Annotated in this window: 24 protein-coding genes; 11 read left to right on the forward strand and 13 right to left on the reverse strand. The window is 68.3% G+C overall.

Annotation, left to right across the window (positions count from 1 at the left end; all coding sequences use genetic code 11):
- Positions 1 to 161: 161 nt before the first annotated feature.
- Together ACNA7R_RS13730 and ACNA7R_RS13735 are read right to left on the reverse strand one after the other, a co-directional pair.
- On the reverse strand, positions 162 to 1349 hold the full coding sequence (locus ACNA7R_RS13730; RefSeq protein WP_416284123.1) for a DHH family phosphoesterase: 1188 nt from the start codon (positions 1347 to 1349) through the stop codon (positions 162 to 164).
- Positions 1350 to 1411: 62 nt separating this feature from the next.
- Entirely contained in the window at positions 1412 to 2296 is an 885-nt protein-coding gene (locus ACNA7R_RS13735) for an SDR family oxidoreductase (RefSeq protein ID WP_416284124.1), read from the reverse strand.
- Between the two features lie 99 nt (positions 2297 to 2395).
- Here ACNA7R_RS13735 and ACNA7R_RS13740 point away from each other — a divergent pair, with 99 nt between their 5' ends.
- Together ACNA7R_RS13740 and ACNA7R_RS13745 are read left to right on the forward strand one after the other, a co-directional pair.
- Positions 2396 to 3040 (forward strand): helix-turn-helix domain-containing protein, encoded by a 645-nt coding sequence (locus tag ACNA7R_RS13740; protein ID WP_416284125.1) that lies wholly within the window; start codon positions 2396 to 2398, stop codon positions 3038 to 3040.
- Positions 3041 to 3094: 54 nt separating this feature from the next.
- A complete protein-coding gene (locus ACNA7R_RS13745) occupies positions 3095 to 3391 on the forward strand; it encodes a HalOD1 output domain-containing protein (RefSeq protein ID WP_416284126.1) in 297 nt (98 codons plus the stop codon).
- A 28-nt stretch (positions 3392 to 3419) separates the two neighbouring features.
- On the opposite strand, the gene ACNA7R_RS13750 is transcribed toward ACNA7R_RS13745, so the two are convergent.
- Positions 3420 to 3845 (reverse strand): DUF5791 family protein, encoded by a 426-nt coding sequence (locus ACNA7R_RS13750; protein ID WP_416284127.1) that lies wholly within the window; start codon positions 3843 to 3845, stop codon positions 3420 to 3422.
- A 377-nt stretch (positions 3846 to 4222) separates the two neighbouring features.
- On the opposite strand from ACNA7R_RS13750, the gene ACNA7R_RS13755 reads away from it, so the two are divergent.
- The 5 genes from ACNA7R_RS13755 (at position 4223) to ACNA7R_RS13775 (ending at position 9861) form a co-directional block, all read left to right on the forward strand.
- Entirely contained in the window at positions 4223 to 5104 is an 882-nt protein-coding gene (locus ACNA7R_RS13755) for a coiled-coil protein (RefSeq protein ID WP_416284128.1), read from the forward strand.
- A gap of 280 nt (positions 5105 to 5384) precedes the next feature.
- Positions 5385 to 6686 carry a carboxylate--amine ligase gene (locus ACNA7R_RS13760; protein WP_416284129.1) on the forward strand — a complete coding sequence of 434 codons (1302 nt, stop codon included), beginning with the start codon at positions 5385 to 5387 and terminating at the stop codon, positions 6684 to 6686.
- A 68-nt stretch (positions 6687 to 6754) separates the two neighbouring features.
- Complete coding sequence (gene sppA, locus ACNA7R_RS13765) at positions 6755 to 7750, forward strand: signal peptide peptidase SppA (protein WP_416284130.1); 996 nt, start codon at positions 6755 to 6757, stop codon at positions 7748 to 7750.
- Positions 7751 to 7792: 42 nt separating this feature from the next.
- Entirely contained in the window at positions 7793 to 9088 is a 1296-nt protein-coding gene (locus ACNA7R_RS13770) for a DUF373 family protein (RefSeq protein WP_416284131.1), read from the forward strand.
- 47 nt (positions 9089 to 9135) lie between these two features.
- On the forward strand, positions 9136 to 9861 hold the full coding sequence (locus ACNA7R_RS13775) for a diphthine--ammonia ligase (RefSeq protein ID WP_416284132.1): 726 nt from the start codon (positions 9136 to 9138) through the stop codon (positions 9859 to 9861).
- A 20-nt stretch (positions 9862 to 9881) separates the two neighbouring features.
- Here ACNA7R_RS13775 and ACNA7R_RS13780 read toward each other — a convergent pair whose 3' ends face one another.
- From ACNA7R_RS13780 to ACNA7R_RS13790, 3 genes are read right to left on the reverse strand one after another with little or no spacing between them, the layout of a single operon-like run.
- Positions 9882 to 10244: a hypothetical protein gene (locus ACNA7R_RS13780; RefSeq protein ID WP_416284133.1), complete on the reverse strand. Its 363-nt coding sequence runs from the start codon at positions 10242 to 10244 to the stop codon at positions 9882 to 9884.
- Positions 10245 to 10298: 54 nt separating this feature from the next.
- The gene (locus ACNA7R_RS13785) at positions 10299 to 10994 is read right to left on the reverse strand and encodes a bacterio-opsin activator domain-containing protein (RefSeq protein ID WP_416284134.1); all 696 of its coding nucleotides are present in this window, start codon (positions 10992 to 10994) and stop codon (positions 10299 to 10301) included.
- A gap of 52 nt (positions 10995 to 11046) precedes the next feature.
- Positions 11047 to 12009: a sugar phosphate nucleotidyltransferase gene (locus ACNA7R_RS13790; RefSeq protein ID WP_416284135.1), complete on the reverse strand. Its 963-nt coding sequence runs from the start codon at positions 12007 to 12009 to the stop codon at positions 11047 to 11049.
- A 120-nt stretch (positions 12010 to 12129) separates the two neighbouring features.
- On the opposite strand from ACNA7R_RS13790, the gene ACNA7R_RS13795 reads away from it, so the two are divergent.
- Together ACNA7R_RS13795 and ACNA7R_RS13800 are read left to right on the forward strand one after the other, a co-directional pair.
- A complete protein-coding gene (locus ACNA7R_RS13795) occupies positions 12130 to 12420 on the forward strand; it encodes a transcriptional regulator (RefSeq protein WP_416284136.1) in 291 nt (96 codons plus the stop codon).
- Positions 12421 to 12549: 129 nt separating this feature from the next.
- Entirely contained in the window at positions 12550 to 12909 is a 360-nt protein-coding gene (locus ACNA7R_RS13800) for a hypothetical protein (RefSeq protein ID WP_416284137.1), read from the forward strand.
- Here the strand turns inward: ACNA7R_RS13800 and ACNA7R_RS13805 are convergent.
- On the reverse strand, positions 12906 to 13334 hold the full coding sequence (locus ACNA7R_RS13805; RefSeq protein ID WP_416284138.1) for a Rieske (2Fe-2S) protein: 429 nt from the start codon (positions 13332 to 13334) through the stop codon (positions 12906 to 12908). The two genes, ACNA7R_RS13800 and ACNA7R_RS13805, sit on opposite strands and share 4 nt — an antisense overlap.
- A gap of 86 nt (positions 13335 to 13420) precedes the next feature.
- On the opposite strand from ACNA7R_RS13805, the gene ACNA7R_RS13810 reads away from it, so the two are divergent.
- On the forward strand, positions 13421 to 14512 hold the full coding sequence (locus tag ACNA7R_RS13810; RefSeq protein ID WP_416284139.1) for a saccharopine dehydrogenase family protein: 1092 nt from the start codon (positions 13421 to 13423) through the stop codon (positions 14510 to 14512).
- A 33-nt stretch (positions 14513 to 14545) separates the two neighbouring features.
- Here ACNA7R_RS13810 and ACNA7R_RS13815 read toward each other — a convergent pair whose 3' ends face one another.
- The 6 genes from ACNA7R_RS13815 to ACNA7R_RS13840 all read right to left on the reverse strand — a co-directional run bounded on the left by ACNA7R_RS13815 (position 14546) and on the right by ACNA7R_RS13840 (position 19471).
- Positions 14546 to 14755 (reverse strand): hypothetical protein, encoded by a 210-nt coding sequence (locus ACNA7R_RS13815; protein WP_416284140.1) that lies wholly within the window; start codon positions 14753 to 14755, stop codon positions 14546 to 14548.
- A 53-nt stretch (positions 14756 to 14808) separates the two neighbouring features.
- Positions 14809 to 15678 carry an aminotransferase class IV gene (locus ACNA7R_RS13820; protein ID WP_416284141.1) on the reverse strand — a complete coding sequence of 290 codons (870 nt, stop codon included), beginning with the start codon at positions 15676 to 15678 and terminating at the stop codon, positions 14809 to 14811.
- Positions 15675 to 16325: an anthranilate synthase component II gene (locus tag ACNA7R_RS13825; RefSeq protein ID WP_416284142.1), complete on the reverse strand. Its 651-nt coding sequence runs from the start codon at positions 16323 to 16325 to the stop codon at positions 15675 to 15677. Before ACNA7R_RS13825 ends, ACNA7R_RS13820 begins: the two co-directional genes overlap by 4 nt.
- On the reverse strand, positions 16318 to 17856 hold the full coding sequence (gene pabB / locus ACNA7R_RS13830; protein ID WP_416284143.1) for an aminodeoxychorismate synthase, component I: 1539 nt from the start codon (positions 17854 to 17856) through the stop codon (positions 16318 to 16320). Before pabB ends, ACNA7R_RS13825 begins: the two co-directional genes overlap by 8 nt.
- Before the next feature lie 51 nt (positions 17857 to 17907).
- Positions 17908 to 18594: a helix-hairpin-helix domain-containing protein gene (locus ACNA7R_RS13835; RefSeq protein WP_416284144.1), complete on the reverse strand. Its 687-nt coding sequence runs from the start codon at positions 18592 to 18594 to the stop codon at positions 17908 to 17910.
- 76 nt (positions 18595 to 18670) lie between these two features.
- Positions 18671 to 19471, reverse strand: coding sequence for a shikimate dehydrogenase (locus ACNA7R_RS13840; protein WP_416284146.1), 801 nt, complete (start codon positions 19469 to 19471; stop codon positions 18671 to 18673).
- A 105-nt stretch (positions 19472 to 19576) separates the two neighbouring features.
- Between ACNA7R_RS13840 and ACNA7R_RS13845 the strand changes: the two genes are divergently transcribed.
- On the forward strand, positions 19577 to 19985 hold a 409-nt coding region (locus ACNA7R_RS13845), incomplete at its 3' end, for a sodium:calcium antiporter (protein ID WP_416284145.1).

The following is a 19985-nucleotide window of genomic DNA, read 5'->3' on the forward strand; positions in this document are numbered from 1 at the left end:
GTCGCGAGCGGTTCCCCGCCGAAATCGTGGAGCGTCGCGATCCGCTCCTGGACGTACTCCATCGGTCCACTGTTGGTGCGAGCCGGTAAAACGGCCACGACTCCGGCGAACTGCGGCTGGCGACTCGCTGGACACGGTGGGCCGAACCGGTTCGGCCGCCGCTACCGCCGGTTACCGGACATCGCGTCGAAGAGTCGATCGTCGAACACGGCCCGACCGCAGCCGTCCTCGGTCTCGATCGCCTCGAGGTAGTCGATCGGGATCTGGCCGCCGCCCATCCGAGCGTGGCCCCCGGCGTTTGCCATCGGGACGTCGCTGACGGCGTGGCGAAGCGTCTCGCCCATGTGTACTCGGTCGTCCCGGGATCGGCCCGAGACGTGGATCGTCCCGTCGTACTCGCCGTAGACGGCGACTGCGGTGACCCCCTCGAGCTGGAGCAGTTCGTCGGCGGCCTGGGAGATCGCGTCGACGTTGGTGACCGAGCCGACGTCGCAGACGGCAAACGAACCCTCGATCCGACGGTCGGTGATCGCCCGCGCCTTCGTCTTGAGGACGTCGTCGCTCACCTGCGGGTTGGCGATCCGGTCGAGCAGGTCCTCGTCGATTCCCGAGTAGAGGTAGCCGCAGGCCTCGAACTCGGCCCACGAACAGCCCCGGGTCAGGCGGTTCGTATCCGACTGGATCCCGTAGAGTAGGCCCGTCGCCAGCGCCGTAGAGACCGTCGGCTCCCCCTCGGCCTCGGTAGCGTCGGGCGAGACGCCCAGCTCCTCGAAGTACTCGGCGACGATCGTCGAGGCCGCCCCGTACTCGCTGCGAACGTCGGTGAACTCGGTTCCGGTTCCGTTCCCGGGGTGGTGGTCGACGACGGCAATTGGCTCGACGATCTGTCCTCCGGTGAACCCCCGCGGCGTGTTGTGATCGACGAGCACGACCGCCTCCGCGGCCAGCTCCGAGGCCGCCTCGATGCGCTCGAGCTCGAGCCCTAAGACCGTGCGGAACGCGCGGTTCTCCTGGTGGCGGATCTCGCCGGGAAACTGCAGCGTCGCGTCGGTGTCGACCGACGAGGCGATCTCGGCGATCCCCATCGCACACGCCATCGCGTCCGGGTCGGGGTTCGGGTGCAACAGGACCGCGACCTCGTCGTGGCTCTCGAGGAGATTACGGAGACGGACGCCCGGCGGACGCCGGAGCCAGCGGACGAGCCACCAGGCGCCGACCAGCACGCCGCCGACGGCGACGACGAGCAAGGAGAACACGAGCGGATCGAGCGCCCGAACGGTGTCCGCGGCGGCATCGAGGGCTAACGTGACACCTTCGACCCCGTCGCCGTCGGCGCCTCGGCGTCGCATACCGCACCATTACATCGGATCCCCAAGAAGTTTCCCATCAGTTCAGATCGAGTATACGATCCCTACCGACGGGCGTCGATCGCCTCGCGGTACCCCTCCCGGAACGTCGGATACGCGAGTTCGTAGCCCAGCTGGCGGAGTTTCTCGTTCGAACAGCGCTTGCTCGTCAGGATCCGACGCCGGGCGGCTTCCGAGAGGTCGCCCGCCTCGAGCCGTTCGGCCGTCGTCCGCTTCGGTGGACGTTCGACGTCCGCCTCGTCGGCCAGCCAGTCGGCGAAGGCCCACTTCTCGACGGGTTCGTCGTCGACGACCTGGACGACCTCGGTACGGGCGAGGTCCTCGCGGAGCAGGTAGCGGACTGCGCCGGCGGCGTCGTCGCGGTGGACCATGTTCAGGTAGCCCTCCGTGACCGGTCCCTCGAGGTAGCGCTCGAGGCGGTAGCGGTCCGGGCCGTACAGGCCAGCGTAGCGCGCGACGGTGCCGTCGAACCCGTACTTCGCGGGGTACTCGAGGGCGATCCGCTCGGCCTCGGCGAGCACCTCGGTCTTTTCCGTCGTGGGCTCGATCGGGGTCTCCTCGTCGACCCAGTCGCCGTCGTGGTCGCCGTAGACCCCCGTCGAGGAGGTGTAGATCAGTCGATCGGGCTCGTTCTCGCGCTCGCCGAACGCCTCGATCGCCGTCCGTAACCCTTCGACGTAGACCTCGCGGGCGGCGTCGGCGTCCCGACCGCCGCTGCTGGCCGCGAAGACGACCGCGTCGACGTCGGGGACGGCCTCGAGCGACGTCGGATCGGTGACGTCGGCCCGGACGGGTTCCAGTCCCGCCGATTCGAGCGCCTCGAGTCCGTCGTCGGATCGGCGAACGCCGATCGCGTCGTCTCCCCGTTCGACGAGCTGGCGGCCGAGTTCGCGGCCGACGTAGCCACAGCCGAGGATCGCAACTCGCATACGCCGACTCGGGGTCCGGGCCACATAATCGCACCGACGGACCGGCCGGTCGATCGGTAGCCGGAGAGAAACTATCCCGTTCCGGACCGAAAAGCGGGTATGAGCTTCATCGTCGAGTTCGAACTCTCGACGCCGATCCTCCGCGAGACGGCGACCGCGGCCTCGAAACTCACGATCGAACAGGTCTACCGGTCGGAGCGCGGCGCCACGAAACTCGTCTTCTGGGCCTACGGGGACGACCTCGAGTCGGTCGCGGCCGCCCTCGAGGCCGACGACTCGATCGCCGAGTTCACCGCCCTCGAGGAGCTTCCCGAACGACGGCTCTACAGCGCGGCGCTGACCGACTGGGGAGCCGGCCTCCTGACCCACCCCGCGGCCGCGGCGAACGACATCTCGTTTTTGGATATCACCGTCACCGACGACACCGCGATCCGGGCTCGCGTTCCCTCCCGCGAAGCGCTACAGGCCTACCGCGAGAGCTGTCGGGAGCGCGAGATCCCGTTTCGACTCCAGCGGATCTTCCAGGAGCCCGAGCCCGGAGCGAGCCGGTACGGCGTCTCGGAGCGTCAGCGCGAAGCGCTGCTCGCCGCCCTCGAGGCGGGCTACTTCGACGTGCCCCGGGACGCGACGCTGGCGGAGATCGCCGAGGGACTCGACATCTCGGATCAGGCGCTGTCTGCGCGGCTTCGTCGCGGACAGGCGACGCTGCTGCGGAACACGGTCGCAGCGGACGACCCCACTTGAAGGGTTGGCAGTCCAACCAGTGTCCTTTCACCGCTTCCGGCGATACGGGAAGACATGACCTCCACGACAGCTACCCAGGAGACGAGCCAGACGCCCGTGAGCTACCAGGCCGACCCCGAGCAGTCGCTCAGCGAGGCGGTCCTCGAGGCGGTCGCCGCGGCCACCGGGGTCGACGAACTCGAGCTGGCCGACGAGTTCGGCCCGCTGTACTACGCCGTCGACCCGTCGGCGCTGGACTCGCTGTTCCACGATCGATGCGGGACCGACCGGGCGGTCGGCTCGGTCACCTTCGAGTACGCCGGCTTCCTGGTCTCGGTCGACCGAACCGGACAGGTAACGCTGACCTCGTAGCGTCCGTCCGGCGTTCCGGCGGTACCCGCTACTGCGAGCGGCCGGCGATGACGTGTTGCAGGTGGACGTACTCCGCGAACGACATCGGCGCGCGCCGTTCGATCTTCTGTTGAACCTCCTTGGCGTCGAGATCGATCTCGAGGTGGCTCTCGACCGCGTCGACGTCGAGCACCGCCGTCGTCATCCCGAGCAGCAGGTGCTCGCAGGCCATCGTCTCGATCGTCTCGGCGTCAGGGGCGTCGCTTTCCAGCGCCTGGATCTCGGCGGCTTCCTCGAGTGAGAACTCGGGTGAGTCTCCCTCGAGCAGCGCCTCGAGGGAGTCGCGGTCGACGCCGGTGCGATCGAGGGCCGTCTCGAGGCCGTGCCGGTCGACGATCGAGGCGAGCTGATCGTCGTACTCGGCGCGGAGATCGGTCGGCGTCTCCGGGACGGACATCCGCTGTTCGTAGAACATACCCGACACCACAGCGGTCGACCACAAGTGGATTGCCCTTCCGGTGGCGCCGGCGATATTTATATATCGCTCCGGGGTCTCCGAATCGGCCCAGGCGGGCCCACGCGGGCCCTGCTAACGGTTTTCACGGGTGAGCTGACCGGTACATTTAAATTACCGGCGACAGTAGATGTGGTCACCAGAACGCCACCGGGGCGCGTATCGCTCGACGATCGATGACAGGAAATCTTATTCACCGAGGTTTCGCAGGTCGTGAGCGAACGCTGTACGCGGCGGCGCGACGAGTCGGCGATCCGCCGAACGCGCGGATCACCACCGACGATGACCGCGTTCCGACCGCTCCCGGTGCGGGTATGGCACAGAGGTTTGACTAACACATGGTAGACGAATCGAAAAACATCGAACTGACAGACGACGACCTCGAAAACAACTCCAAAGGACAGCTCATCAAGAAGGCCGGCCAGCTCCGAGACCGACGAAACGAGCTGAACCAGATGGCCTCCGAGCGCGCCTCCGAGCGCGACGACCTCAACGCGAAAACGCGCGAGAAGGTCGACGAGGCCCAGGAACACCGCGAGAAGCGCGACGAACTCAACGAGCAGGTCCAGGAGCACAAGGACAAGCGCAACGAGCTCAACGCCGAGGCCAACGAACTGTTCGACCGCGTTGAACAGCTCAAATCGGACATGGAGCTCAACGAGGGCAAGGACCTCGAAGAGCTCGAGGAGGAGATCGAGCAGCTCGAGTTCAAACAGCAGACCGAAGTGCTCTCGAGCGAGGAGGAACAGGAGCTCATCGAGAAGATCGAGTCCAAGCGCGAGGAGTACGAGGAGCGCAAGGGGAAACTCGACCAGAACGAGGACCTCGAAGAACTCGTCGAGGAAGCCGAGGAAGTGCGATCGGAGGCCTCCCAGCACCACCAGAAGGTCACCGAGCTCGCGGACAAGGCCCAGGAACACCACAACCAGATGATCGAGGCCTACCGCGAGGCCGACGACATCCGCGACGAGGCCGACGAGATGCACGAGTCGTTCGTCGAGGCCCAGGAGGCCGCCGACCGTCACCACGAGGACTTCGTCCGCGTTCAGAAGCGCCTGCGCGAGCTGGACAAACAGGAGGAAGAGCAGCGCAAGTCCCAGCGTGACAAGAAGAAAGAGGAGGCCAAAGAGGAGGCCGAGGAGATCTATCAGAAGTTCAAGGAAGGCGAGACCCTCGACACCGAGGACCTGATGAAGCTCCAGAAGACGGGACTGCTGTAGGCCGATTCGTCAACCTGTGTCTGCTGCCGTTTGCTTTTTGCGGTAGCGGTCGCGTTCTTTCTCGAGTTTTCGTTCCCGCTTTCGGGCGAAACGGACGCGTACGGCCGTCTCCGGATCCGCGTTCGTCGCCCGTGTGTGTGTGTCGACGATTTCGCCCTCGAGCGTCGAGAGCCGGTAACCGACACTTACAGCGCCGTAGCGGCGTCCTCCTCGAGCGACGACCGATCCGGTCGGCGGTAGTTCGGCCATAACAATGCCCCCGTCGCTGGGTGGTGCTCGCATGCACGAGTCCAGGGACGACGTCGCCGTCTTCGTGCCGGGGATCGACGCCCCGAGTACGGTCGCCTGCCTTCGTTCGCTTCGTCCTCGCGGCATCCGGACGATCGTCGGCTCCGAGTCGGCTGCCACTCCCGGTGCGGTCTCGAGGTACTGCGACGAGTTCGTCCGCCTGCCCGACCCGACCGAAGAGCTGGCCGCCTACGGCGACGCCCTTCTCTCGATCGCCCGCCGACCCAGCGTCGAGACGATCATCCCGGTCCGCGAGGAGGACGTCTACTCGCTGGCGCGAAACCGGGAGGCGTTCGCGGCGGCGGTCGCGACGCCGTGGCCGACGTTCGAGACGCTCCGGCGGGTCCAGGACCGGTGCGAGCTGTTCGCGGCGGCCGACCGGGCTGGCGTCGCCGCCCCCGACACCGCGCTTCTCGACGAGTGGGACGAGTGGGACCGCGAGACGATCGTCAAACCTCGGTACTCGGTCGCCGCGCCCGAGTACCTCGGACCGGCGTTCGATCGCGTCGAGGTCGGCTCGACGGCCTACCAGACGCCCGGCGAGCCGCCGAACGTCGCCGCCTGCACCGAGGCTCGCGGCCACGTCCCGCTGGTCCAGGAGCGGATCCCCGACTCGCGGGAGTACGGCTTTTTCGCGCTGTACGACCGCGGCGAGGCGGTCGCGACCTTCCAGCACTGCCAGCGCCGGGGCTGGGAGTACTGCGGCGGGCCGAGCGCGTACCGCGAGTCGATCTACCTCCCCGAACTCGAGGCCGACGGGCGGGCGCTTTTGGACGAACTCGAGTGGCACGGGCTGGCGATGGTCGAGTTCCTGCGCGACCCTCGGGACGGACGGTTCAAACTGATGGAGATCAACCCCCGGTTCTGGTCGTCGCTGCCCTTTACCGTCCAGGCGGGGGCCGACTTTCCGTTTTACTACTGGCAACAGGCGATGGGCGAGCCGATTCCGGGGAGGCCGACCTACGAGACGGGGCTGGGCGGGCACCTCCTCCGGGGGGAGCTGAGCTACCTTCACAGTGTCCTGACCGAGGAGTATCCGGCCGTCGAGCGCCCGTCGCCGTGGACCGCGCTGGGGGAGGTCGGGCGCTCGCTTGTCCGCCAGCCCCGGTTCGACTACGCGGTCGCGGACGATCCCATGCCGTTCGTCCGGGACGGCTGGAACGTCCTTCGGGAGTGGCTCGGCGACTGGACGGCCGATCCCGACGGGGTGCTTCCCCGGACCGACGGGCTCGAGCGAGCGGTTCGCGATCAGGAGGACACCGCCGACGCACCCGGCGGACTCCCGGCGGAGTGACGTCGCCGAACCGCCAACGCTTAACGGGATTGCGGCGTCACTCACCGGTATGACCCGAGGTGCTCGGTGTGGTCAGTAACGAAGGTATCGGTCGACTCGCCGTCCTCGCGGTCGGGGCCGCGGTGTTCGCCGCGATCGGCGTCGCACTGTTCGTGATCTACCCCGACACGCTGGTCGATCTCGCGGGCGTGCTCGTCGCCCTCGCCGTGATCGTCCTCGGGGTTCGGATCGCCGGCTCGATCGCCGACAGCCTCTTTCCGGGCTACGACGTCGCCGAGGTCGCCGTCGAGGGGCCGATCACGCGCGACGGCGGCGGCGGGCGATTCCCGTCGGGACCGCGCGCGACCCCGGCCGACGACATCGTCGAACAGATCGACCGGGCCGACGAGGACGACAGCGTCGACGCCCTGCTGTTGAAACTGAACACGCCCGGCGGCGAGGTCGTCCCCAGCGACGACATCAAACTCGCCGCCGAACGCTTCGACGGGCCGACGGTCGCGTACGCGACCGACGTCTGTGCAAGCGGCGGCTACTGGATCGCCAGCGGCTGTGACGAACTCTGGGCGCGAGACGGCTCGATCGTCGGGTCGATCGGCGTCATCGGCTCGCGGGTCAACGCCAGCGACCTCGCCGACAAGGTCGGGCTCTCCTACGAGCGCTTCGCCGCCGGGAAGTTCAAGGACGCCGGCACGCCGCTGAAGGAGATGGACGACAGCGAGCGGGCCTACCTCCAGGGACTGATCGACGACTACTACGAAACGTTCGTCGAGCGGGTCAGCGAGGGGCGGGACTTAGAACCCGAGTTCGTCCGCGAAACCGAGGCCCGGATCTACCTCGGCGAGCAGGCCCACGAGATGGGCCTGGTCGACGAACTCGGCACGCGCCGCGAACTCGAGGACGAGCTGGCCGACCGGCTCGAGCGCGACGAGATCGCCGTCGAGGAGTTCGAACCCGAGCGACCGCTGATGGCCCGGGTCGGCGGCGGCGCCCGGAGCCTCGCCTACGCCTTCGGCGCCGGCGTCGCGAGCGTCGTCGGCGACCGGGAGTTCCGGCTGCGATTCTAGCGAGTCCGTGGTTTTATCGTTTCAGGGGATCGAACGCCTACCGTGACAACGCTGGTCGTCTGTCTCGACCGGACCGACGACGTCGGGCGAAAGACCGGGCTCCGGTCGCCCGTCGTCGGCTGGGAGGCAGTTCGTGCGCTGGTGACCGACGTCGGCCTCGCGGATCCCGAGGATTCGGGGGTCAACTCCTTGCTCGAGACCTTGCGCGTCGCCCAGAACCTCCGGGACGACGGCGAGGACGTCGTCGTCGCGGTCGTCTCGGGCGACCGGGAGTCGATGGTCTCGGCCGATCGGGCCGTCGCCGGACAGATAGACGACCTGATGGCGGCCCACGATCCGGAGTCGGCGGTCGTCGTCATCGACAGTGCGGAGGACGAGCGGCTGGTGCCGATCGTCGAGAGCCGCGTGCGGGTCGACTCGGTCGACCGGGTCGTCGTCCGACAGGCCAGGGACATCGAGTCGACGTACTACCTCCTCAAACAGTTCCTGGCCGACGAGGAACTCCGCCAGACGGTGCTCGTCCCGATCGGGCTGACGCTTTTGGTGTTTCCGATGCTCGCGTGGTTCGTCGGCCCCGCGGAGGGTGCCGCCGCGATCACGACCGTCATCGGCCTCTTCTTGCTGTACAAGGGGTTCAACGTCGACGAGGTCGTCACCGGCCTCGCCCACCAGATCCGCGAGTCGCTGTACTCCGGGCAGGTGTCGGTCGTCACCTACGCCGTCGCGGCCGGGCTGACCCTCGTCGGCGTCTTCGTCGGCGCCCTCGGGGTCTCGAACCTCGAGGAGCCGTCCGGGATTGTCCTCCCTGCGGTCCAGTTCGCCTTCGACAGCGTTCCCTGGCTCGCCGCGGCCGCCCTAACTGCCAGCGCCGGCCGACTGCTCGACGAGGCGATCGGCGAGGAACCGGTCGGGAGCTCCTATCTCAACCTCCCCTTTATTATCGTCGCCGTCGGGCTGGTCGTTCGGGGATTCTCGGCGTACTTCCTCGAGCAACAGGCCCTCATCGACCCGGTTCAGGTGCCCGCGATCGAACTGGGCGTGCTCTCGATCGACACGTTCGGGATCACGGCCGGCGAGCGGCTAGCGATCTACGTCGTCGGCGCGATCGTCGTGAGCCTCGTCGGCGCCAAGGTCGCCGCGACGTTCAGCGGCGACACCGACCGAACCGTCCTCGAGGACGTCACGCCCGAGTCGGGGCTCACCGACGGCGGCCCCCAGGGAGTCGAGGAGTGGCGGTCGGGTCCGGAGGGCGATTCGAACCCGGACGCGGACCCAGACTCCGAGGCGACCGACTCGAGGCGCGACGAGGACGGATCCGGTCCCGACTACCCCCGGTAGCGTCCGGAACTCGTCACCCCTATAGTTCTCTCGACCCAGCTGTCGGTATGAGCGACGCAGACGGCGCCTGGGTCAGCCTCTTCTCAGGCGGGAAGGACTCGGCCTGGGCGCTGTACCGGGCCCTCGAGCGCGGACTGAACGTCGAACGGCTCGTCACCGTCCATCCGACGGGCGACTCCTACATGTACCACGTCCCGGCGACCGAGCTGGCCGGGCTGGCCGCCGGGAGCATCGGAATCCCGCTGCTGGAGGTCGAACCCGACGACTTCGAGGCCGACGCCGTCACGGACGCGAGCGCGCAGGGCGACGACGAACTCGAGCCCCTCGAGGCGGCCCTGCGGGAACTCGACGCCGAACTGCCGGGCGGAATCGCGGGGGTCACCGCGGGGGCCGTCGAGAGCGAGTACCAGACGAGCCGGATCGAGGGGATGTGCGACCGCCTCGGCTGCGATCTGTTCGCGCCACTGTGGCGCGAGGACCCCCGCGAACTCGCCGACGCGATGCTCGAGGCGGGATTCGAGATCCGGATCATCCGGGTCGCGGCCTACGGGCTCGACGAGTCCTGGCTCGGCCGCACGATCGACGCGGACGCCCTCGCGGAACTCGAGGCGCTCAACGAGGAGTACGGCGTCCACATCCTGGGCGAGGGCGGCGAGTTCGAGACGCTGGTGGTCGACGGCCCCCACATGGATCGGCGGATCGAACTCGAGTACGAGACCGAGTGGGATGGGACGCGGGGAACGATCCGGGTGACCGACGCGCGGCTGGTGTGACGAGTCGAACGCGAGCGGACTCAGACGTCCTCGCGTTCGAACTGCGGTTCGGGGTCGCTTTCGGAGACGATCGAGAGATACGGCTCGAGACCCGCGAGTCGGTCGGTCGGCTCGACGAGCCCTCGATCCCGGTCGTACTCGACGAGCTCGAGGTCCGCCAGCTTCGGGAGGTGAACGTGGCGCAAGGAGACGAAGATGCGCTGAACGGTTTCCCCGGGAACGTCGGTGATGTGCGGCCCCGCCTCCTCGACGGCGAGTTCCCTGGTCAGGTCGTGGACCGTCAGCCGGCGGTCGTCCGCCTCGAGAACGGTCAGGGCCCTGCGACGTCGTCGGTTCGCCAGGAGATCGAGGACGGCGTCGACGTCCGGGAGACCGCGTTCCATAGCCGTCCGTTCACAACCCGCACAATTGGTCGGGCGGGTTGTATGTTCAACCCTTCAAGTGTCGGGACGCTCGAGGCGGCTCTCGGTCGGCGCCGCCTCCTGTGCCGGCGGCGTCACGGCCAAGGTGTTGCCGATCAGCGCCTCGTACCCCCGCTGAAGCCGCTCGGAGAGCGACTGCGGGGTGATATCGAGCTCGTCGGCGACGGTCGTAAGCGAGACCGACGATGAGGAGAAGTACCCCATCTCCCAGGCGGTGAGCAGCGCCTCGTGTTGTTTCTCCGTCAGCTCGTACTGGCCGACGCCCCGCGGGTGTGCGCGAGCGAACAGCTGCGTCAGCCGGTAGGGGATATCGAAGTCGCTGCAGTACGTCTGAAACTCGTCGAGGCTGCTTCGGTCCGCGAACCGCATCCGAAGCTCCCACTCGTCGTACCGCGCCGACGCCTCGAGGATCGTCGCACCGAGTTCCGTGTAGGCGTAGACCAGCGAGTCGACGTTTCCCGTCCACTCGCCGCGGTACAGCATCGACCGTTCGTAGTCGTCGATGTGTTCGACGTCCCGAATCGTCGGATCGTCGTCGGTCGCTCGCTCGAACGTTCGGTGGTCGACCCCGGATACCCACAGGTACGGCGTGAGCACTTCGTCCGCCGCGACGACGCGCTCGATTTCGATGACGAGATCCGGCTCCGCCCGGAGGGTCTCGTGGAGTGCGAACGCCTCGGCGGGAATTCGAAACTCCCCGAAGAGACTCATAGCACCTACTTTTCCCGAGCAATTATAAACGGCTCGGCTACTGCAAGCCCGACTACCGGGTGATCGTCGTGTGGGCGCCGATGAGCGCACCCGCGAGGTTGAGACCCTCGAGCCGGGTTCCCTCGTCGATGATCGACCGTCGGACGGCGCCGTTCTCGATGGTCGCTTCCGGGAAGACGACCGCGTGGTCGAGGTCGGTGTCGGTCAGCGTGACGTCGTCCATCACGTGGACGTTCTCGCCGATCGTCGCGTTCTCGAGGGTCGCCGAGTCGGCGATCAGGGAGTCGCCCTCGAGGTGCCAGGCGACGGCGTCGAGGTAGCTCTCGGGGGTCCCAATGTCGAACCACGCCCCCTCGAAGGTGTAGGCGTAGGTCGGTTCCCGATCCTGGAGCCACTGGACGAACCAGCCGGGCTCGTCGGGGTTGTTGTCGCCCTCGAGGTAGGTGTCGAACAGCGACAGCGATTCTCGCGGAAACGCGTAACAGGCGATCGATACCAGCGTGCTCTTGGGGTCGTCGGGTTTCTCCTGGAAGTCGACGACGCGGTCGCCCTCGAGTTCGACCAGCCCGTACGATTTGGCCTTCTCGCGGGAGCCGACGTCGTAGGCCGCGAGCGTCGGAGCCTCCCGCTCGAAGAAGTCGTCGACGAACTCGGAGAGGTCGAAGCTCATCAGGTTGTCGCCCGCGACGACCAGCAGGTCGTCGTCGACGTTCTCGCGGTCGATCAGCTGGTCGAGCGCGCCGACGACGCCGAACTTGTCGTCCTCCTCCGTCGTCTCCTCGACCGACAGCGTCGGCTTCTCGAACTCGCTGTCGGCGAGGTGGGCCTCGAACTCGTCGGCGAAGCGCTCGTTCGTGCTCACGAAGACCTCGTCGATCCGGTCGTCGGCCTCGAGTTCCGCGAAGATCCGATCGATGACCGTGGCGTCGCCGATCGGGAGAAACATCTTCGGACGATGTTTCGTGATCGGCCACATCCGGGTCGCGTATCCGCCTGCCAGAACGACGGCTTTCATGGCCCGTGTTTCACCGAGCCGATGTAAGTCGTTTACCCCTGCACGGCGTGCGGTTCGGCGGGTCGAATCCCCGCCTCCGTGAACCGAACACCTATCCGGATCCGGGCGATGAGCCTACGTATGCGGGAAGCAGACGAGACGACCCGACAACGACTCGCCGACGCGCTTCGGGCCGAGCCGGCGACGCCGAGCGAACTCGCGGTCCAGTTCGAGCTGACCCCGGAGACGATCCTCCGTCACCTCGAGCACGTCTCGCGGTCGGTCGACGGCGGCGACGAACAGTTTCTCGTCGCGCCGCCGACCTGTCGGGACTGCGGGTTCGACGGCTTCGACGAGCTGTTGAACCGCCCGTCGCGGTGTCCCGACTGCAAGAGCGAAGCGATCGACGAGCCCACCTACACGATCGAGTAGTCCCGGACCGCGAGCGCGGTTTCGACACGCCTATTTGTCGGCACGGCGACGATCCGATATCGACGCCTCGAGCGGTCGGTCGCCGGGTCTCGCCGGTCGCCGTCGCCGGGCTCTCGACGCAACATACGCATGACCACCTCCGATTCCGACTTCGACTCGCCCGGGTTCGTTCTCGCGATGCTCGACTGGCTCGAGCACCGCGAGGAGTCCCCCGCGGCGATCGACGAGAGCCTCGAGCTGCTGGCCGATCGGCGCCGTCGGCTGTTGCTCGAGGTCATGCGCACCTACGGCGAGGAGCTGACGCTGCCCGACGTCGCCGAGGAGGTCGCGGTCCGCGAAACCGGCCGGAAGGTAACCGAGCTATCCGCCGAGCGGGTCGCGAACGTCTACATCTCCTTGTACCACGACCACATGCCCCGGCTCGTCGAGGCCGACCTCATCGAGTACGACCAGGAGCGGGACCTGGTGATCCCCCTCGAGATGCGCTAGAACTCGACGTTCGACGTCGAGGTCAGGTCGGCGTCGTCCTCGAGCGGGCCCGCCGCGACGAACTCGTACTCCTCGTCGGCCAGGTAGACGTCGCCGTCCGAGACCGTCACCTCGAGTTCGGTCAGGTACGCCCCTTCGCAGGGACCGAACGTACACTTCCCGGAGTCGGCCTCGAAGTACGCGCCGTGGTTGGCACAGATCACCTCGCCGTCGCGCATCGGCGCGCCGTCGCCCTTGTCCAGTTTGATGTGCGTGAAGTGCTGACAGTAGTTCAGCCAACACGAGACGTCGGCGTCGGTCGATTCCGGGCCGTTCGCGACGAGGATCGCCTCCCGCCGGTCGCCCAGTTCGTCGGCGACGCGAAAGAGGAAGGTCGATTCCGCGGGGACGTTCTCCAGGGCCGTGATCCGCTGTGTAGCCGCCATCGGTGTCCGGTTTTACGCATCAGCGCTCGTGAACGTTTCGAGACCGTCTGACGGAGTTTTAACACGCCGAACCCCCAACGACTTCCATGGACTCCCTGCTCATCTACGGCTCGTACGGCTACACCGGCCGGCTGATCGCCCGCGAGGCCGTGGCTCGCGGCGGCTCGCCGACCCTCGCCGGGCGCGACGGGGATCGGGTCGCCCGACAGGCCGAGGAACTCGACCTCGAGGGACGGACGATCGACCTGGCCGACGGCCCGCTCGAGGACGACCTCCGCGAGTTCGACGCCGTGTTGAACTGCGCCGGCCCGTTCGAGCGGACCGCGGAACCGCTCGTGCTGGCCTGTCTCGAGGCGGGGACGGACTACCTCGACGTCACCGGCGAGTTCCCGGTGTTCGAACGCCTTCGCCAGTACGGCGAGACCGCCCGCGCGGCGGGGATCGCCTTGCTGCCCGGCGTCGGGTTCGACGTCGTGCCGACCGACTGTCTGGCCGCGATGCTCCACGAGCGCCTTCCGAGCGCCGATCGGCTCCAGTTAGGCGTCAAAAGCGGCTACGGCTTCTCGCCGGGAACCGCCCGGACGTTCGTCGAGCTGGCAGGTCAGGGAAGCGTCATCCGGCGGAACGGGCGGCTGCTCAGCGTTCCCGCGGCCTTCCGCAGCCGGCGGATCGACTTCGGCGACGGCCCCGAACACGCCGTAACGATCCCGATGGGCGACGTCGTCACCGCGGCCCATACGACCGGGATCGAATCCGTCGAGGTCTACGGCGCCGTCCCCGAGTGGAGCGAACCGCTGCTGTCGGCGACCGACTCGCTGCGGTGGTTTCTCGAGCGCCCGTCGGTCGAGCGCGCGGCGACTCGCGCGATCGACGCCCTCATCGACGGGCCCGACGGGACGGCCCTGGCGACCGAACCGGCGACCGTCTGGGGTGAGGTGGTCGACGACGCCAGCGGCGAGCGGGCCAGCGGCCGGCTCCGGACGCCCAACCCCTACGCGCTGACGGCCGACGCCGCGGTCAGCGCCGCCGAACGCGTCCTCGAGGACGGCGTCGAGGACGGGTTCCAGACCCCGGCCGGCGCGTTCGGCTCGGAGTTCGTCATGGAACTCGCGGGCGTCGAACGGGAGTTCCTCGAGGCGGGCGCCGAGGGGTCGGCGGTGCCCGAGCCGGCCGATTGATCGGTTTCGGAACGTACGATTGGCATACACCGATCAGTCGTCGCTCCCGCCTCGAGCCCCGCGGATCTCGTTGCGCAGACTGGCCGCGCCGACGCCGACGATCAGCCCGACGCCGAACCCGGGCAGGAAATCCGCGGGATCCCCGATGACGGCAAGAAACGCGCCCAGACCGAGCGGCGGAGCCAGAAGGAGAACTGCCATCTCCAGCACGAAGACGTCCATGCTCTTTTTGGGTCCGTTCATACGCTCAGTGGTCCATACAGCTCACTGATAGTTTCGATCCGCGCGCCGTTCGGTCAGTAACAGACGCTCTCGACGTGCTCGTCGTACAGCCTCGAGAGGCGATCCGTCACCGGACCGCCGCCGAGTTCGACCCCGTCCAGCGAGCCGATCGGGCGCAGCTCCCAGGTGCGGTTCGTGAGGAAGGCCTCGTCGGCCTCGAGGACCGCGGCCGGTTCGTAGCTCCCCGCCTCGACCTCGAGGCCCGCCTCTCGAGCCAGCTCGAGGACCGTCCGCCGCGTAATGCCGGGCAGGACGTCGCCGTCCGTCGTGGGGGTACAGACTCTGCCGTCGCGGACGAAAAACAGGTTGCTCGTCGCGCCCTCGGCGACGTTCCCCTCCAGATCCGAGAGCAGGGCTTCGTCGGCCTCGCCCTCGAGTTCCGCCCGGGCAAGGATCCCGTTGAGGTAGTTGTGAGTCTTCGCACCCGAGGGAAGCGCCGCGTCCGGGATCCGTCTGGTCTCGACGTTGCGAACCGTCGCGGGCCCGTCCCAGACGGGGTCTCCCTCGAGTCCGCCGCGTGGAAGGGGCTTGACGTAGACGACGACCGTGGGATCGACCTCGGGCTGGGGTGTCAGCTTGCCCGGCTGAACCCCGCGGGTGATCGACAGCCGGACGTAGGCGTCCGCGAGGTCGTTGGCCGCCAGCATCTCGTCGATCCGATCCCGGAGTTCGCTCCCCGAAAGGCCGTGCTCGAGGGAGAGAGCGTCGCAGGTCCCCTCGAGGCGCTCGCGGTGAGCCGCCCAGTCGAGGACGGTCCCGCCGTAGGCTCGCAGGGTCTCGAAGGCAGCGTCGCCGTAGCGAAAGCCGCGGTCGTCGACGCTGACGGTCGCCTCCGCTTCGGGGACGAGTTCGCCGTCGACGTGGTAGACGCGGTCGTCGCTCATCGCCCGCCCCCCGAGTCGGACCGCGAGGCGGCGAACCGACAGAAGTTCTCGATCATCCGCTTGCCGACCGCAAGCGAGATCTCCCCGTCGGCGTCCTCCTCGGGGTCGCGGGTGAGGATGCTCTCGGGGTGGAACTGTACGCCCAGGTGGGGTTTCTCCCGGTGGCGGACCGCCATCAGGACGCCCCGCTCGTCGGCGGTCCGGGCCGTCTCCTCGAGGCTGTCGGGGAGGTCCTCGCGCTCGACCGCCAGCGAGTGGTAGCGACCGACCTGGAACCGCTCGGGGAGTCCCTCGAACAGCCCCGCGCCGTCGTGGGAGATCCGCGAGGGCTTGCCGTGGACGACGTGGGGCGCGCGGACGACCGGTGCGCCCTCGGCCGCACACAGCGCCTGGTGGCCCAGACAGACCCCGAGAATCGGGTAGTCGGTCTCGGCGAACAGCGGGATCGAGATCCCCGCCTCCCGTGGGGTGCCTGGGCCCGGCGAGACGACGATTCCCGTCGGATCGAGCTCGCGGACGCCCTCGAGGTCGATCCCGTCGTTTCGTCTGACTATGACCTCGTCGGCGACCTCGCCGACGTACTGGACGAGATTGTACGCGAAGGAGTCGTAGTTGTCCACGACCAATATTCGCGTCCGCTCAGTCATCCTCGCCACCTCCGCCAGTCGACTCGAGCCCCATTCCGGCCCGTTCGCCGAGCGCGTCGTCGATGGCGTTGATCAGCGCCCGCCCTTTGTCGAGGGTCTCGTCGTACTCGCTGTCGGGATCCGAGTCGTGGACGATCCCTGCGCCCACCCGGAGGTGGTACTCCTCGTCGTGGCGAACGAGCGTTCGGATGACGATGTTCAGCGTCGCCCGCCCGTCGAAGCCGAAGATCCCGACGCTGCCGGTGTAGGGGCCCCGGCGGGTCGCCTCGAGTTCGTCGATGATCTCCATCGTCCGGGGCTTTGGCGCCCCGGTGATCGTCCCGCCGGGGAACATCGCCGCGACGGCGTCCGCGAGCGTCGCGTCAGAACGGAGCCGGCCCGTGACGTCCGAGACGAGGTGCATCACCTCCGAGTAGCGGTCGATCCGGCGGTACTCCGCGACCGCGACGCTGCCGTACTCGCTGACCTTCCCGAGATCGTTTCGCTCTAAGTCGACGAGCATCGCGTGTTCGGCGCGTTCCTTCTCGTCGGCCAGCAGGTCGGCCTCGAGCTCGGCGTCCTCCTCCGGGGTCGTCCCCCGGGGACGGGTTCCCGCGATGGGCTCCGTCCGGACGAACCCGCCGTCGCGCTCGAGCAGGAGTTCGGGGCTCGCGCTCACCAGGTCGGCGCTGCGGAACTCGAGCAGCCCCGAGTACGGCGCCGGATTCACCCGTCGCAGGGCGTCGTAGGCCGCGACGGGGTGGACCGCGGCGGGCGCGACCAGCCGCTGGGAGATGTTCGCCTGGAAGGTGTCGCCGTCCCGGACGTACTCCTTGACCCGCCGGACGCGGTCCGCGAAGGCCTCGCGGCCGCAGTCGCTCTCGAAGGTCGCCTCGGCGGTCGCAACGGGCGGCTCGCCGACCGCGGGGGCGCCCTCGAGACACGCTCGGGCGAGCTCGAGAGCCCGTTCCCGACCCCGGTCGTAGGCGTCCTCGAGGTCGTCTTCGGGCTCGACACGCGGACAGGCCGCGATCCGGAGTTCGGTCGCCTCATCGTCGCCCGTCGGCTCCTCCCAGGCCGCCAACCGATCGTAGACGCCGACCTCGAGTCGGGGCAGCCCGCGGTCGTCGACCGCCGACTCGGGCAGGGCCTCGAGTTCGCGGGCGATGTCGTAGGAGAGCCAGCCGACCGCCCCGCAGGGGTAGGGAACCTCGCAGTCGCCTCGAACCAGCGCCTCGTCGTCGAGAACCCCCTCGAGGGCGGCAAGCGTCGGCGACTCGCCGCTTCGGTTCCGCGCGACCGCGTCCGGGCCGACGGTGAGCCCGTCGACGGGGTCGGTGCCGAAGTACCCCCAGCCGGGCTGGCCGCCGGTGGTCTCGAGGTAGACGCCGCCGTCGCCATCGCGGGCGCGGCGGTACGCGAGAAAGGGATCGGAGACGGAGAGACGAACGACGATCGGAACGCGGACGGCACCCGTTCCGTCGCCGTCGAGTCCGTCACGGGCGGCGGCCCGAAACGAGTCGGCCGTCGTGTCGACGCGCGAATCGCTCATACCCTCGCGGAGGGCCGTGATCCTAATCAGTGTACGGTTCCCCTGGCGCGGTTATCGGACCTTCGCCCGGTCGATCCAGCCCTGGATGCGCTTCTCGGAGATGTCGGTCTCGGACTCGAGGCGGGCGGCGTCGGCGTCGGCGAGTTCGGCGACCGTCTCGACGCCGGCGTCGGCCAGTCGGTCCGCGTACGCAGGACCGATCCCCTTGACGACGTCGACAGGTTCGTCCGGAACCGCCGGCGTCTCGTCGTCGGGCTCCGCCTCGGCCTCGGTCGCCGCTTCCGACTCGTCGGAGTCGCTCGAATCCGAAGACGGTTCGGAGTCGAGTTCGGGTTCCGTCGACCCCTCGAGGTCGTCAGATTCGGCCGACTCGATCGGGTCGTCCAGCTCCTCGGCCTCACTTTCAGGGTCGGTTTCGGTCTCGAGCTCCGGCTCGTCGTCCACGAGCTCCTCGTCGCGAACGCCCTTCTCGCCGGGCGCTTTCGATTCGGTCGGCGTCGCGTCCGACTGTGTGGGTCCCGTCGCCTCGGCTGGCTCCGCCGCGGCGTGTGGCGCGTCGTTCGCTTCGGTCATCGACGCCGTCGAAGCCGAGGCGGTCGTTTCGGCAGCGGCCGACTCCTCGTCGGGGTCGGCGCCGCGTTCTCGTTCGACCGTTACCCCGACGTCCCGAGCGTCCCCACGCTCCGAGCCAGAGTCGTCGAACCCCAGCAGCGACTTCAGCTTTTGGAGGATTGCCATTAGCTGGATATAGTTAACTCGCACCACTTAAATTCGCCTGATACCCACGGTGAACGACGAAACCGGCGAGCGACGTCTACAGCCGCGAGCGCAGCGCCTCGTTCATCGCGTCGACCGGTGCCTCATGGTCGGTCCACAGCTCGAGCGCCTCGACGCCCTGGTAGAGCAACATCCAGGCGCCATCGACCGTCGTCGCGCCGACCGCCGCCGCCTCCCGCAACAGTCGCGTCTCGAGCGGGCGATACACCGCGTCGAGCACCGCCAGCTCGCCGTGGAGCGCCGCGGCCGGCACCGGCGTCGCGTCCTCCTCCATCCCGACGCTGGTCGCGTTGACGAGCACGTCGGCGTCGGCCAGGAGCTCCGCGAGGCCCTCGAGCCCCCGTCCGACCGCGCCGGGCACCTCGTCGGCGAGTTCGTGTGCCGTCGACTCGGTCCGGTTCGCGATCGTCACGGCGGCGCCCGCGTCCGCGAGGCCGAACGAGATGGCCCGACCGGCGCCGCCGGCGCCGACGACGACCGCGTTCGCGTCCTCGAGCGCGACGTCGTGATCCCGGAGCGCGCGCAACGCGCCGACGGCGTCGGTGTTGTGACCGGTCGGCTCCTCGCCGGAGAAGTCGATCGTGTTCACCGCGCCGATCCGGCTCGCCAGCTCGTCGGCCGCGAGGACCTCGAGGGCGTCCTGTTTGAACGGGATCGTCACGTTCAGCCCGCGAACGCCGAGCGCGTCGGCGCCCCGGATCGCCGCCTCGAGGTCGTCGGGGGCGGGCTCGAAGGTGACGTAGCGGGCGTCGAGCGCGAGTTCGTCGTAGGCCGCCTCGTGCATCGGCGGCGACAGCGAGTGGCCGACCGGGTTGCCGATCAGTCCGTAGACGTCCATGGCCATGTCCCCACTCGAGCGAGGGAGCCTATAACGGGTGTGACTCCGGCAGCGCTTCGGTTGGGTTCCGGGTCGCTTATCCGACGGTCCCGAGTAGCGGCCGGTATGCTGTCGGAGACCGGGTTCTCCGTGCTCCTGCTCGGGGCCGGGATCGTCGCGCTGTACGCCGGTGCGGAGCTGCTGGTCGCCGGCGCCGGCCGCCTCGCGCTCGGGATCGGCCTCCGGGCGGCGACCGTCGGTGTGACGGTGATCGCGTTCGCGACGACCGCCCCCGAGCTGTTCGTCGCGACGATCGGCGCCCTCGATGTCTCGACCGACATCGGGCTGGGCGCGGTCGTCGGCTCGAACATCGCGAACGTGGGACTGGTGCTGGGCGTCGCCGCGCTGATCAGACCGCTGTCGGTCAGCGAAACCGTCATGAAGCGCCACGTCCCCTTCATGGTGTTCGCGGCGCTACTGCTGGTCGTCTTCGGGGCGAACGGTCGGATCGGCCGGCTCGAGGGTGCGATCTTCC

The sequence above is a fragment of the Natronococcus sp. genome, assembly GCF_047921035.1.
GTDB lineage: Archaea > Halobacteriota > Halobacteria > Halobacteriales > Natrialbaceae > Natronococcus.